The organism is Arthrobacter sp. TJ-170 (assembly GCF_058269305.1).
The window spans coordinates 48,532-61,201 of record NZ_JBZCNL010000007.1 but is presented as its reverse complement, the minus strand read 5'-3'; the positions used below and the strand labels follow the sequence as shown (position 1 = coordinate 61,201).

Sequence of the window (12,670 nt, the reverse complement as noted above, 5' to 3'; positions counted from 1 at the left end):
TGGCTGCCGTCGTCATCCCGCGGGGGGGGGGGAGTCACCATCAGCCGCCGCGCCGTCGTGCCGGCTGATGGACCCTGGAAGGCATCATCCTTTTGACGTACGGGGGCAGGGGCAAGATCATCCCGCCGGTCGGCGCCGCGCAGGCAGTTGCTCCGTAGTGTTGAGGTATCCCAAGAACTCCCTTCCCCAAGGACGCCCATCATGATTGAGGCAACGGATCTGTCCAAGCGTTACGGCGCCAAAGCGGCGGTAGACCGGATTTCGTTCAGCGTGAAACCAGGCCGCGTCACCGGGTTCCTCGGACCCAACGGCGCCGGCAAGTCCACCACCATGCGCATGATCGTCGGACTCGATAATCCGTCGGGCGGCGACGTCCGAGTCAACGGCAAGCACTACGCACAGCATTCCGCGCCGCTGCGTGAAGTGGGTGCGCTGCTCGATGCGAAAGCTGTCCACACCAAGCGCACCGCCTATAGCCACCTCCGGGCGATGGCCGCCACCCATGGCATCCCCAACAGTCGGGTCAAGGAAGTCATCGAGATGACCGGCCTGGGGCCGGTCGCCAAGAAGCGCGTCGGGGGGTTCTCCCTCGGAATGGGCCAGCGGCTCGGCATTGCGTGTGCGCTGCTGGGAGACCCGCACACCGTCATCCTGGACGAACCCGTCAATGGGCTGGACCCGGAAGGTGTGCAGTGGGTACGGCACCTCGCCAAGGGCCTGGCGTCCGAGGGCCGCACCGTCTTCCTCTCCTCGCATCTGATGTCGGAAATGGCGCTCACCGCGGACCACCTCATAGTGATCGGCCGCGGCCGTATCATCGCCGACGCTCCGATCCGCGAGATCCTTGACGGACACGGCCAGACCCGGGCACGCGTGCGCACCGACCGTCCGGCCGACCTGGTAAGGGCCCTGGCCGCGGATGGTGTTTCCAGCCAGCACCTCGAGCCGGAGCTTCTCGAAATCACCGGCGCAGACTCCCGCCGTATCGCCGAAGTTGCACTCGCCGGCGGCATCCTCGTGTATGAACTGACGCCGCTCCAGGCATCCCTGGAGGACGCGTACATGCAGCTCACTACCGACGAGGTCGAGTACCACTCACAAACTCTTCCGCAGGCTCCTGCCGGGGCCGGCCTCAAGGAAGGCAAGTAGCCATGGCACACACAGCCACCGCAGCGAAACCAGCCGGCACAACCAGCCGGGGCGAGACCTCCGGCCCTGGAGTCAGCTTCTTCCGTGTCCTCAGATCAGAGTGGATCAAGGTAACCACCATCCCCTCCACCATGATTCTGCTGTCGATCACGCTGGTGGTGATGATCGGCCTGTCCGCGCTTTTCGCATGGTCCATGGCATCCAGCCAGGCCTCGGCCGAGTCATTCACGTCTTCTGATCCCGAGATTGCCGCTCAACTCGCAGCTACCGATTACGGCGAACTCGCGCTGAACTCGCCGAGCGCCGGGATCATCTTCGGGCAGCTCCTCATCGCTTCCCTCGCCGTCGTGCTGATCGCGTCCGAATGGGGAACGGGGATGATCCGCTCAACCATGGTCGCGGTCCCCAAGCGCATCCCCGCACTCCTCGCAAAGAACCTCATCATCGCAGCCGTCGCCTTCGTGGTGGGGGCAGGGGCCGCCCTGATCTCCTACTTCGTTGCACAGCCCTTCCTCGCGCCAGAGGACATTGACTTCGCCATCACCACGGACGGGGTGTTGCTGAGCATCATCAATACGGGTTCCGTGCTGGCGCTGATGGCCGTCATCGCCATGTCCATCGGCACCTTGCTCCGCAACACCGCCGGCGGTGTGGTGACGGCAATCGGGTTGCTGATGGTGCTGCCCATCATCATCCAGCTCTTCTCCGGACTCGCTGACTGGATCCCCGACGCCGCGCGGTTCCTGCCGAGCAGCGCCGGCGAGCAGATGGTTGCCATTTCCATTGCCGATGATGCCCTGAACCAGTGGCAGGGAGCCCTGGTACTGGGCGCTTGGGCACTCGTGCTGCTGTTGGTTTCGCTGGTTGTCACGAAGAAGCGCGACGTTTAGGCGGGATTGATCAGCACACCCAATATGCTCACTCCATGAGTGACAAAGCCTCGTTGAGGGAGGCGGCGGAACGAACGGCTGCCGTCTCCTTCACCGAGATCAATGCACGACGGCTAGGCCCCATCCGCCGGTACTTCCGATCGCACCCGCGGATGATGGACCTCGTCGTCGTTCTGTTGTTCCTGCTCAGCAGCGTACCCAACATCCTCCTGCCCCTTGAGCGGGCTGCAGGCCCATGGAGCCTCTTGCCGATCGGCGTGGCGGCCGTCATCCTTTTCTTCCGGCGTAGCCGTCCGCTGATTGTTCTCGCACTGCTGTGCGCCATTGAACCCGTTGCCCTGGTGATCTCTGACGCCCGATCAACGGTGGGCATCGGCATCTGGTTCGCGCTGTACGCGGTGGCCGTCGCCTTCCCGGTCCGCACGGCGGTCTGGGCCTTCGCGGGAGCGGTGGTGACATCGGTCTTCCCGCTCGCTTTCATTCCCGCCGCGATGCCGGAGGAGGCGCCGTATGTAATCTGGGTAATCATGGGCTTCGCGGTGATGTGGTACGTGGTCGCCGTCGGAGTAGGCGTGACAATCCGCCGCGAGAGACTGCACGAACACGAGCTGCGCGAATGGGCTGAGCGCAACGCCGAACTCGCCTCCGCCACTGAGCGGAACCGCATTGCACGTGAAATGCACGACGTCGTTGCCCACTCCCTGTCGGTAATGATCGCGCTGTCGGACGGAGCCGCCGTCGTCATGAAACGCGATCAGGACCGTGCGCGGGACGTTCTGGCCGAACTCTCCGCCACCGGGCGAACCGCCCTCGCGGACATGCGGAGAGTGCTCGGTGTCCTCCGCGAAGGGCCCGACTCCGCACCGCTTGCCCCGTTGCCGGCCGGTGGTTCGCTCGCGGGCCTCCTTGAAGGGTTCCGAGCCGCCGGACTGCCCATCCGGGTGCAGCTCAGTGGCCCCGGGCTGCCCGAAGACGCCGCCTTCGAGGTGACTATCTACCGCATCGTTCAGGAGTCGCTCACCAACGTCCTGCGCTATGCCAAAGCTGTGACCACGGTTGACGTCCTGATTGCCAGGCTGGGCGACTCCGTCAAAGTACGCGTGTCCGACGACGGCCGCGGAGCCATGGAGCCCGTACAGTCAGTGGGCACGGGACAGGGGATCGCCGGCATGCGCGAGCGTGCCGCCATCTACGGCGGCACCGTCAGTTGCGGGCCGGGCCCGTCCGGTGGGTGGATTGTCACGGCCGAACTCCATACCCCTGTTGAGAACCGTCAGGAGAAATCCGCGTGAGCGAACCAACCAGAGTCCTCCTGGTGGACGACCAGCCGCTGCTCCGCATGGGGTTCCGTCTCATTCTCGAAGGGGAAGAGGACATGCGGATAGTCGGGGAAGCTTCCGACGGCGCCGAAGGGGCGCGGTTGGCAGAACGGCTGGCTCCCGACGTCGTACTCATGGACGTCCGCATGCCGGTGATGGACGGAATAGAGGCGACACGGCGCATCACGGAGTCGGGCGCGTGCGCCCGGATCATCATTCTCACCACGTTCGATCTGGACGAATATGCGTTCGCCGGGCTGCGGGCAGGCGCGTCCGCGTTCCTTCTCAAGGATGTCGCGCCTCATGACCTGGTGCAGGCTGTCCGGGTGGTAGCGAGCGGCGACGCGGTGGTTGCTCCGCGGGTGACGCAGCGCCTGCTCGAAGAGTACGTGCGCTCGCGACCGGACACTCCGAAACCCCTCCGCGACCCCCTGCTCCGGGATCTGACGCCCCGCGAACTCGAAGTCCTCGGCGCCATCGCCGAGGGGCTCTCCAACGCCGAACTGGCGCACCGGTTCTTCCTCTCCGAGGCCACGGTAAAGACGCACGTGCGCCGCATCCTCACCAAGCTGCACCTGCGCGACCGCGTCCAGGCCGTCGTGTACGCGTACGAGACCGGTCTGGTGACGCCCAGCCAGGGACTCGACTTCTAGGCACGGGCCCCTCGGTCAGTACGCTTGGAGGCATGACTGCCGCTCACGCTCACATTGCCGACCTTGGCGCTTATGTCAGCGCTTCACCGTCCAGCTTCCATGCAGCCTCCGAGGGCGGCGCGCGATTGCAGGCGGCAGGCTTTACCCAACTTCACGAGGGTGAGGCCTGGGACGGCGGCCCGGGCCGCTTCTACGTCATTCGTGACGGCGCGTTGATCGCGTGGATCACCCCGTCCACAGCAACTGAGACCACCGGCTTCCACATCCTCGGTGCGCATACCGACTCACCGTCCTTCAAGCTGAAGCCGAAGCCGACCACCGGACGCCACGGCTGGCTGCAGGCGGGCGTCGAAGTCTATGGCGGACCTTTGCTGAACTCGTGGCTGGACCGCGAACTGGCGCTCGCCGGCCGGCTGGTGACGCACGACGGCGTGGAGCACCTCGTGCACACCGGGCCGCTTCTGCGCTTCCCCCAACTGGCTATCCACCTGGACCGCTCGGTCAACGACGGGCTGAAGCTCGACAAGCAGCAGCACATGAACCCGGTCTGGGGCCTTGGTGATCCGGCCCGCGCCGACCTGCTGCAGATCCTTGCCGTCGACGCTGATCTGGAGGCCAGGGACATCGGCGGGTTCGACATCGTGGTCGCAGACACTCAGCAGCCCCGGGTTTTCGGTGCGGAGGGCGAATTCTTCGCGTCCGGCCGGCTGGACAACCTCTCCTCGGTGCACGCCGGGCTCATCGCCCTCGTTCACGCCACAAAGAACGACGCCGACAGCGCACCTATCGCGGTGCTGGCAGCCTTCGATCACGAGGAAGTGGGCAGCGCCTCCCGCTCCGGGGCGAGCGGACCTTTCCTTGAGGACATCCTCCACCGCATTTCCTCCGGCCTGGGCGCAAGCGAGGAGCAGCGGCGCCGGGCCTTCGCGTCGTCGTTCTGTGTCTCCGCGGACGCCGGCCACGCCATCCACCCCAATTACGCCGAGCGCCACGACCCCGCGAACCACCCGGTCCTCGGCGGGGGCCCGCTGCTGAAGATCAATGCCAACCAGCGGTACACTACTGACGCGCCGGGTGCCGCCTACTGGGCCCGGCTGTGCAGGGAAGCCGCTGCTCCGTACCAGGAATTCGTGTCGAACAACGGGATGCCCTGCGGATCCACCATCGGCCCGCTGACCGCCACCCGGTTGGGAATCCGTACCGTCGACGTCGGAGTCCCCCTGCTCTCCATGCACTCCGCCCGCGAGCTCTGCGGCGTCGAGGACCCGTACCAGCTGATGCGGGTGGTTCGGCAGTTCTTCTCCGTTTCCTAGGGAGCGCTGACTGTCCACAGCCGGTTCGGCGACCCGTTTTCGGTCCGGTAGTATTGATGAGTCCGTGCCGACGTGGAACCGCTGGAAGTAAAGCGGCAACAGCTTCACGGATCAACGCAAAAGAACCTCCTGTTGCGGAAGGACCGCGACCGTTTAGCCCAGAGGAGGTGGGTTCACAAATGCGTGCATATGAACTGATGGTAATCATCGACCCCGATGTCGAGGAACGTACCGTTGAGCCAACCCTTGAGAAGTTCCTGAACGTTGTACGCAACGGTGAAGGAACCGTGGACAAGGTAGACATCTGGGGACGTCGCCGGTTGGCCTACGAAATCAAGAAGAAGTCCGAGGGCATTTACGCCGTCGTCAATTTCACCGCTACTCCGGCAATTGCTGCTGAACTTGACCGCCAGCTTGGTCTGAACGAGACCATCATGCGCACCAAGATCATCCGCCCCGAAGAGCAGAAGGTTTCTGCCGAATAGTTTCGGCTTTCAACCCAGGTCCACCCCGGTGGGCCAGTGACCGTAGGAGGCACCATGGCAGGCGAGACCACAATTACGGTCGTCGGTAATCTCACCAGCGACCCGGAACTTCGTTTCACGCCCTCAGGCTCTGCAGTGGCTAATTTCACCATTGCTTCGACGCCGCGGACCTTCGACCGTCAGTCCAACGAGTGGAAGGACGGCGAAACGCTGTTCCTCCGGGCGTCGGTCTGGCGTGAAGCGGCTGAGAACGTCGCGGAGACCCTCACCAAGGGAACCCGTGTTGTTGCACAGGGCCGCCTCAAGTCACGCTCGTATGAAACCAAGGAAGGCGAGAAGCGCACCGTCATGGAGCTGGAGGTGGACGAAATCGGTCCATCACTGCGCTACGCATCCGCCAAGGTAAGCCGAACCCAGCGCTCCGGCGGTGGCGGCGGCGGCTTCGGCGGGGGAGACAGCGGCGGCTTCGGCGGCGGTGGCTCCAACCAGGGTTGGGGCGGCGGCGGCCAGCAGAGCCAGCCTGCGCAGCAGGACCCATGGGGTGCACCAGCGGGCGGTAATTCGTCCGGTTGGGGCAGCGGCCCGGAATCATCCGAACCGCCCTTCTAGACCTTTCAGGAAGCGTCGCCGCTATGGAGGCGTCTCCACCATGTAATTCCCATCCCGCAGAACCGTTCTGCGGGCTCCATCAGACATAAGGAGCACCACGATGGCTAAGGCTGAACTTCGTAAGCCCAAACCAAAGTCCAACCCCTTGAAGGCCGCTGACGTCACCGTCATCGACTACAAGGACGTAGCACTGCTGCGTAAGTTCATTTCCGACCGCGGAAAGATCCGTGCACGCCGTGTAACCGGCGTGACCGTGCAGGAACAGCGCAAAATCGCTCTGGCAATCAAGAATGCCCGCGAAGTTGCTCTCCTGCCTTACTCCGGCGCAGGCCGCGGCTAAGGAAAGGAACACACCATGGCAAAGCTTATTCTGACCCAGGAAGTCACCGGCCTGGGAACCGCAGGCGATGTTGTCGAGGTGAAGAACGGTTACGCACGTAACTACCTTCTGCCCCGCGGCTTCGCTCTCACCTGGACCAAGGGTGGCGAGAAGCAGGTGGAGTCCATCAAGGCTGCACGTGCCGCTCGCGAGCACGCTTCGCTTGAGGACGCCCAGCGTCAGGCTGCAGCCCTGCAGGCAAAGCCGGTCAAGCTGACCGCCAAGGCCGGCGAGTCCGGTCGTCTCTTCGGAACCGTCAAGGCCGATGATGTCGCGAAGGCCGTCGAGGCCGCAGGTCTCGGCTCCATCGACAAGCGCAAGGTTGAACTGCCGGCACACATCAAGTCGGTTGGCAGCTACCAGGCAAACGTTCGTCTTCACGAGGACGTTGCCGCTGTGATCGACCTCGACGTCGTCGCCAGCTAACTAAGTAGCTAGCAGTACTGCCGAAAGGCCCCCGCTCCTCGGAGCGGGGGCCTTTTGCATGCACGCTCATGGGAGCACATTGTGCCCGGGCTGCGTGGCTGGTTGCGCCGCAGGAAATATATCCTGCGACTGGAGTATTCCCTATTCCGTACGTCTATTCACGGAACATCAGCCCCCGGGCATAGAGGGCCGTCATGCTATTTATTCGTTGTGACGTACACCGGGGCCGCCTTGTTGCACAGTTGTGGATAGATGGTGCATAAATGCCGTTCGGTAGGCCTATTTTCTGCTTCTGTCAACACGGAAGCAGGGGATGAACGTTCCTCTGAGAAAGTTTTTCTCCACAGCCTGTGCGGAACGTTTCGCCTAGTGAGGGCCGCTTTGTCGATATATGAGCCGACAAATCCACATAGATATCCCCAGCCTCTGCACACAACACGCCGAACAATCACCAACTTATACACACCCCCTGTGGATAACTCGCTTGGCAGGGGACTGGATGGGCACTACGGTTGCGGGGTATCCCATACCGCAAAGACTGTCGGTGGCGGCTGGTACCTATGGTTATTCAGCTCGGATCCACCGCCTGCCTTCGGGCAACCGGTGTAGGGATTCGGAAAGTTTCGGGAAGGAAGGCCGCACCAGTGTCTTTGGCTCATGCGGATTCATCAGCAGACACGCGCTCGCCCGAGTTCTCCCGCACACCTCCCCAGGATCTGGTCGCAGAACAGTCCGTCCTCGGCGGGATGATGCTGTCCAAGGACGCCATCGCAGACTGCGTAGAGGTGCTCCGGGGCGTGGATTTCTACCGCCCGGCCCACGAGAGCATCTACGAATCCATCATCGATCTCTACGGCCGCGGCGAACCCGCTGACGCCGTCACCGTATCGGATGAGCTGACCAAGCGCGGAGAGATCTCCCGCATCGGCGGCCCCGCCTACCTCCACACACTGATCCAGTCGGTGCCCACCGCAGCGAACGCCGGCTTTTATGCGGAGATCGTCCGGGAGCGGGCTGTCCTGCGCCGCCTGGTGGACGCCGGTACCAAGATTGTGCAGCTCGGGTACTCCAACGACGGCGAGGTCGATGACATTGTCAACGCGGCGCAGGCTGAGGTCTACGCCGTTGCCGAACGTCGTACAGCCGAAGACTATGTGCCTCTGAAAGACATCATCGAGGGAACGGTCGATGAGATCGAGTCTGCCGGTCATCGCGGTGAGGGGATGACGGGGGTGCCGACGGGGTTCTACGAGTTCGACGAACTCACGCAGGGTCTGCATGGCGGCCAGATGATCGTGATTGCGGCCCGTCCGGCGATGGGTAAGTCCACGTTCGCACTTGACTGGGCGCGCTCAGCGGCCATCAAGCACAATATGACCACGGTATTCTTCTCCCTGGAAATGGGCCGGAACGAGATCGCGATGCGACTGCTGTCCGCGGAAGCCACCATCGGGCTCCAGGATCTGCGTAAGGGCACCGTGAAGGACGAGCAGTGGGGCAAGATCGCCACCACAATGGGCCGCATGAATGACGCCCCGCTCTTCATTGATGACAGCCCCAACATGTCGCTTATGGAGATCCGTGCGAAATGTCGCCGCCTCAAACAGCGGCATGATCTGAAGCTTGTTGTCCTCGACTACCTGCAGCTGATGTCGTCCGGAAAGCGCGTCGAATCGCGGCAGCAGGAAGTCTCGGAGTTCTCGCGAGCCCTGAAGCTCCTGGCCAAGGAACTGAACGTTCCCGTTGTCGCTCTGTCACAGCTCAACCGTGGTTCCGAGCAGCGCACAGACAAGCGGCCCATGGTCTCTGACCTGCGAGAATCCGGGTCCATCGAGCAGGATGCCGATATGGTCATCCTGCTCCACCGCGACGATGTGTATGACAAGGAGTCACCGCGGGCCGGTGAGGCCGACGTCATCGTCGCCAAGCACCGTAACGGTCCCACGAAGACCCTCGTGGTCGGGTTCCAGGGTCACTACTCGCGCTTCAACAACATGGCAGCCGACACCGGCGGTTTCTAGAGCTGCCGCACTTCGTCAGGGCAGTCTGCTGGGCCTCAACCGGTGGGCAACGCCGGCCTGCGACGGATCGAGTTCCACGGGGCTCACCAGCACCGCCGGGCCTCGGTGCAGCAGGCCGGAAGAGACCGGCTGACACCGCACACCGCCACGTCCACGCATCGCTGGGTGCGCTCCCGGAGCGAGCATCCGGTCCATCCATGCACACGGGTGGGCTGGCCTGCCGCCCCGCAACGTCACCCGGCCGCCGCCGGATTCGAGCGTGAACTCATGGCCGACCAGCGGCGGCAGGTGTGCACCCCTCAGGATCACGTTGCGCCGTGTCAGCATCGGATCCAAGGTTCCAGCGCCCAGCTCCGCCGCGATCGACTCCAACGCTTCGATGGCGAATACGGTCACTGCGGCGTCCATGTGCGCCGCCTTGCCGAAGAACCGGTCCCCAACGATGCCCTTGCCTGCCACAACTTCGGCTTGCTCGGCGTCCGTCGTCGTAACATCAGCCGCTCCGTCACGTGCCCGGCCGAAGTAGGCGTGCTGAGGGGATACGAGCAGGTGCAGAATCTCGACGTCGTACCGGAAGACAGGCATGTACTCAAAGCTAACGGTTCCCCTTCCGTGAGGTGCTGCCCGCACCGCGCACCCGTCACGACGCCGGATACTGCCATGCCGGGGGATGATGGACCCATGAGTGCCGAAGTTCCGGGGCAAAGCCACGCAGGGACGAGCTACGACACCGCCGGTTCAGCGCTGCGTCGAAGGTCGGTGGAGCTGGTCAGAAGTGGGCAGGGCTCCGACGTCCGCTGGATAGTGAAGCTCCAATTCGCCGGAAACCGCCACGAAGTAGTCTTCAACGGACTGAAATCGCGCCCCATGGGCATCCCGGCTACCCTGCTGCGTCACCTTGCCGGCCTTACCGGGGACGCCACGCTCGAACCCCAACAGGAGAGCGGTCCCCACGAGGTCGACGATGACGGCCTCCGTAAACACCCCGGGGATGCAGCCGCAGCACTCACCGTGATGTTTCGGGGACTCTCGGATGAGCTGCTTGTAAGCGATCTCGCGGTGCGACTGGATCTTCCCGATGCCGTACACCAACTGCGCGTGACCTGCCGATCCTTCCGGGCCATGCTGACGGCGGCGGCTCCATTCCTCGATGTCCGCCAAAGGAAGAACCTCGAGATGGGACTGGGAGACCTTGCAAGGCGGTGCAGCGCGGCCCGGGACGCCGAGGTCACCGCCGAGCTTCTGCCCGGCGGCGTTGAATTGCTCGGAGGCGCCATGCACCCCGCCGCCCTCGACCCGTTGAAGAAGCGTGCGCTGGAAGAGTTCACCGGTGCTTCGCGCGTGGTCAGGCGGCATCTGCAGCGCAACGAGCATCTGATACTTCTGGCGGATATACAGGCATTCGCTTCCCGCCCTCCGCTGACTGACGCAGTACACGGCCGGTCCTCCCGCCAGCTCGCCAACCGGCTGCTTCGGGGCAGTCTTCGCAAGCTGGAGAGGATTGCGGCACGGTCCCCGGAGGCACGGGACGCGGGCGCAGGCGAAGAGGCAGCGTTCCACCACGCCCATGACGTTCGCAAGGCGGTGAAACGCGTCCGCTACGTCACGTCGGCATTGGACGCCGCGGAGATCCGGCCGCGGAAGAAGCTCCGCCGGGCCGCCAAAGACGCAAAGAGATACCAGCGCGAACTTGGCGACATCATCGATCTGGCAGTGCTGCATGAATGGCTGTCAAGGACAGCGGTGGAACTGGAGAAAGAAGGAGACCGCTACGACGTCGGTCTCCTTCAGGGCGTCGCGATCAGCAGGTTCAGCGATGAGATTCGTCGCTCCGAAGTACTGATCGACGAACTTCTCGCTCAGTTGGCGAAGGACGCGTGACCGTCCTAGCCGCCGGCAACCGACTGGATGATCATCACCTCGGATCGCGGTTCAACAGGTGTGGAAAGACCGTCGGCCCGGCGCACATCCTCGCCGTCCACGTAGATATTCACATATCGGCGCAGCGCCCCGGTCTCGTCACGGATTCGTCGAGCGAGGATGGGCCTCCCATCCGCCAGTGTGTCCAGGACCGATGAGACCGGCGCTGGAGCCTCCAGAACAACCTCGACGGAGGACCGGTCCTCGACGAACGGCCGCAACAGCGTTGGAATGAGGACCGTGACCGGGCTCATGGCGAGTCAACGGGCTCGCTGGAACCCACGACGACGGCGGCACGGACGCAGAGTACGTCCGGCAGATGCGCTGCCACTTCAGTGAAAGTTTCCCCTTCGTCCGCGCTGGCATAGACGGAACCGCCGCGGGTCCCGAAATAGACGCCGACCGGCTCTGCCGTGTCCACCCCGGCAGCATCGCGCAGCACGGCGTTGTACTCGCTGGCCGGCAGGCCGTTGTCCAGACGCGTCCAGGAGGCACCGGCGTCGTCCGTGCGGTGAACGGCGAGGCGCGCGTCCGGGGGAATGCGCTCACCGTCAGCCTTCAGCGGAATGACCCAGGCGGTGCCGCCGCGGCGGGGATGCGACAGCATGACGAAGCCGAAGTCAGCCGGCAGCCCGTCAGCAATCGACTCCCACGTCTCGGCGCCGTCGTCGGACCGGTATACGCCGTGGTGGTTCTGGGCGTAGAGGCGCTGCGGGTTCTCGGAATCGCGGGCGATCTTGTGGACGCACTGGCCGAACTCGGGGTTCGGGTCGGGCATGAAGTACGCCGAGATCCCCTTGTTGCGGGGCTCCCAGGACTGGCCGCCGTCAGTGGAGCGGTAGACGCCGCCGGTGCTCATGGCCACGTGGACGGTGTCCTCGACCGGGCTGGGAGTGACGGTGTGCGCCGCCGCTCCGCCGAATCCGGCACCCCACTCGGAGCGGTGGGGATGATCCCACAGCCCGCGGTTGAGCTCGAAGTGCTGGCCCCCGTCGGTCGATTTCCACACCGAGATCGGTTCGCATCCCGCCCACACGACGCCGGGCCGATGCGCCGAGTCCGGCTGCAGCTGCCAGATCCGGCCGAGGGCGGTCTCGTCGGATTCGTCGAATTTGATGGCGCCCTGCTCGGGTTCGGACCAGCTGGCGCCGAGGTCGTCGGAGTAGACGACTGTGGGGCCCCAATGCCAGTCCATCATGCCCACGAGGATCCGGGTCCGCCCGTCACGGGTGTCTATTCCGATGCTGGGGATCTCCGACATGAGGTGGTGGGGCTGCGACAGGGTCCAGTTCTGCCGGTCGGTGCTGGTTGCAAGCCATAGGCCCTTTTTCGTGCCGATGGCAAGGAGGGTGGTTTCCATGGGTACTCGATTCGCGAAGTGGCGTACGCGGTCGCCGTGGATGCATCTCCCAGGAACGGCACCGCATGTAGACACTGTAAACAATGGCACAGGGACCTCCGGCTGTACAGGGGTTTTCCGGGAGCTTTTCCGGGTCCACTCCCGCC

Annotated in this window: 14 protein-coding genes; 11 read left to right on the top strand and 3 right to left on the bottom strand. The window is 64.0% G+C overall.

Features of this window, described 5'->3' with window-relative positions; translation table 11 throughout:
* Positions 1–201: 201 nt before the first annotated feature.
* The 10 genes from AC4D1W_RS13305 (at position 202) to dnaB (ending at position 9,244) form a co-directional block, all read left to right on the top strand.
* On the top strand, positions 202–1,149 hold the full coding sequence (locus AC4D1W_RS13305) for an ABC transporter ATP-binding protein (RefSeq protein ID WP_490899060.1): 948 nt from the start codon (positions 202–204) through the stop codon (positions 1,147–1,149).
* A 2-nt stretch (positions 1,150–1,151) separates the two neighbouring features.
* On the top strand, positions 1,152–2,039 hold the full coding sequence (locus AC4D1W_RS13300; protein ID WP_490899059.1) for an ABC transporter permease: 888 nt from the start codon (positions 1,152–1,154) through the stop codon (positions 2,037–2,039).
* Between the two features lie 35 nt (positions 2,040–2,074).
* The gene (locus AC4D1W_RS13295; RefSeq protein WP_490899058.1) at positions 2,075–3,331 is read left to right on the top strand and encodes a sensor histidine kinase; all 1,257 of its coding nucleotides are present in this window, start codon (positions 2,075–2,077) and stop codon (positions 3,329–3,331) included.
* Positions 3,322–4,011 carry a response regulator gene (locus tag AC4D1W_RS13290; protein WP_490899146.1) on the top strand — a complete coding sequence of 230 codons (690 nt, stop codon included), beginning with the start codon at positions 3,322–3,324 and terminating at the stop codon, positions 4,009–4,011. Before AC4D1W_RS13295 ends, AC4D1W_RS13290 begins: the two co-directional genes overlap by 10 nt.
* A 32-nt stretch (positions 4,012–4,043) precedes the next feature.
* A complete protein-coding gene (locus AC4D1W_RS13285) occupies positions 4,044–5,324 on the top strand; it encodes a M18 family aminopeptidase (protein ID WP_490899057.1) in 1,281 nt (426 codons plus the stop codon).
* 179 nt (positions 5,325–5,503) lie between these two features.
* Positions 5,504–5,809 (top strand): 30S ribosomal protein S6, encoded by a 306-nt coding sequence (rpsF, locus tag AC4D1W_RS13280; protein WP_490890968.1) that lies wholly within the window; start codon positions 5,504–5,506, stop codon positions 5,807–5,809.
* Positions 5,810–5,863: 54 nt separating this feature from the next.
* Positions 5,864–6,418, top strand: a complete 555-nt coding sequence (locus AC4D1W_RS13275; protein ID WP_490899056.1) for a single-stranded DNA-binding protein — start codon at positions 5,864–5,866, stop codon at positions 6,416–6,418.
* A 100-nt stretch (positions 6,419–6,518) separates the two neighbouring features.
* Positions 6,519–6,758: a 30S ribosomal protein S18 gene (gene rpsR / locus AC4D1W_RS13270; protein ID WP_026543915.1), complete on the top strand. Its 240-nt coding sequence runs from the start codon at positions 6,519–6,521 to the stop codon at positions 6,756–6,758.
* Positions 6,759–6,773: 15 nt separating this feature from the next.
* The gene (rplI, locus tag AC4D1W_RS13265) at positions 6,774–7,223 is read left to right on the top strand and encodes a 50S ribosomal protein L9 (RefSeq protein ID WP_490899055.1); all 450 of its coding nucleotides are present in this window, start codon (positions 6,774–6,776) and stop codon (positions 7,221–7,223) included.
* A 644-nt stretch (positions 7,224–7,867) separates the two neighbouring features.
* Positions 7,868–9,244, top strand: a complete 1,377-nt coding sequence (dnaB, locus tag AC4D1W_RS13260) for a replicative DNA helicase (protein ID WP_490890965.1) — start codon at positions 7,868–7,870, stop codon at positions 9,242–9,244.
* A gap of 15 nt (positions 9,245–9,259) precedes the next feature.
* Here the strand turns inward: dnaB and AC4D1W_RS13255 are convergent, their stop codons facing one another.
* A complete protein-coding gene (locus AC4D1W_RS13255) occupies positions 9,260–9,829 on the bottom strand; it encodes an MOSC domain-containing protein (RefSeq protein WP_490899054.1) in 570 nt (189 codons plus the stop codon).
* Between the two features lie 96 nt (positions 9,830–9,925).
* On the opposite strand from AC4D1W_RS13255, the gene AC4D1W_RS13250 reads away from it, so the two are divergent.
* Positions 9,926–11,125 carry a CHAD domain-containing protein gene (locus AC4D1W_RS13250; RefSeq protein ID WP_490899053.1) on the top strand — a complete coding sequence of 400 codons (1,200 nt, stop codon included), beginning with the start codon at positions 9,926–9,928 and terminating at the stop codon, positions 11,123–11,125.
* A gap of 5 nt (positions 11,126–11,130) precedes the next feature.
* Here the strand turns inward: AC4D1W_RS13250 and AC4D1W_RS13245 are convergent, their stop codons facing one another.
* Together AC4D1W_RS13245 and AC4D1W_RS13240 are read right to left on the bottom strand one after the other, a co-directional pair.
* Complete coding sequence (locus AC4D1W_RS13245; RefSeq protein ID WP_490899052.1) at positions 11,131–11,418, bottom strand: MoaD/ThiS family protein; 288 nt, start codon at positions 11,416–11,418, stop codon at positions 11,131–11,133.
* The gene (locus AC4D1W_RS13240; protein ID WP_490899051.1) at positions 11,415–12,524 is read right to left on the bottom strand and encodes a WD40/YVTN/BNR-like repeat-containing protein; all 1,110 of its coding nucleotides are present in this window, start codon (positions 12,522–12,524) and stop codon (positions 11,415–11,417) included. Before AC4D1W_RS13240 ends, AC4D1W_RS13245 begins: the two co-directional genes overlap by 4 nt.
* Between the last annotated feature and the right edge of the window lie 146 nt (positions 12,525–12,670).

Coding starts and splice junctions, on each gene's coding strand:
- AC4D1W_RS13305 (WP_490899060.1), top strand. CDS start 202: ATGATTGAGGCAACGGATCTGTCCAAGCGTTACGGCGCCAAAGCGGCG.
- AC4D1W_RS13300 (WP_490899059.1), top strand. CDS start 1,152: ATGGCACACACAGCCACCGCAGCGAAACCAGCCGGCACAACCAGCCGG.
- AC4D1W_RS13295 (WP_490899058.1), top strand. CDS start 2,075: ATGAGTGACAAAGCCTCGTTGAGGGAGGCGGCGGAACGAACGGCTGCC.
- AC4D1W_RS13285 (WP_490899057.1), top strand. CDS start 4,044: ATGACTGCCGCTCACGCTCACATTGCCGACCTTGGCGCTTATGTCAGC.
- rpsF (WP_490890968.1), top strand. CDS start 5,504: ATGCGTGCATATGAACTGATGGTAATCATCGACCCCGATGTCGAGGAA.
- AC4D1W_RS13275 (WP_490899056.1), top strand. CDS start 5,864: ATGGCAGGCGAGACCACAATTACGGTCGTCGGTAATCTCACCAGCGAC.
- rpsR (WP_026543915.1), top strand. CDS start 6,519: ATGGCTAAGGCTGAACTTCGTAAGCCCAAACCAAAGTCCAACCCCTTG.
- rplI (WP_490899055.1), top strand. CDS start 6,774: ATGGCAAAGCTTATTCTGACCCAGGAAGTCACCGGCCTGGGAACCGCA.
- AC4D1W_RS13255 (WP_490899054.1), bottom strand. CDS start 9,829: ATGCCTGTCTTCCGGTACGACGTCGAGATTCTGCACCTGCTCGTATCC.
- AC4D1W_RS13250 (WP_490899053.1), top strand. CDS start 9,926: ATGAGTGCCGAAGTTCCGGGGCAAAGCCACGCAGGGACGAGCTACGAC.
- AC4D1W_RS13245 (WP_490899052.1), bottom strand. CDS start 11,418: ATGAGCCCGGTCACGGTCCTCATTCCAACGCTGTTGCGGCCGTTCGTC.
- AC4D1W_RS13240 (WP_490899051.1), bottom strand. CDS start 12,524: ATGGAAACCACCCTCCTTGCCATCGGCACGAAAAAGGGCCTATGGCTT.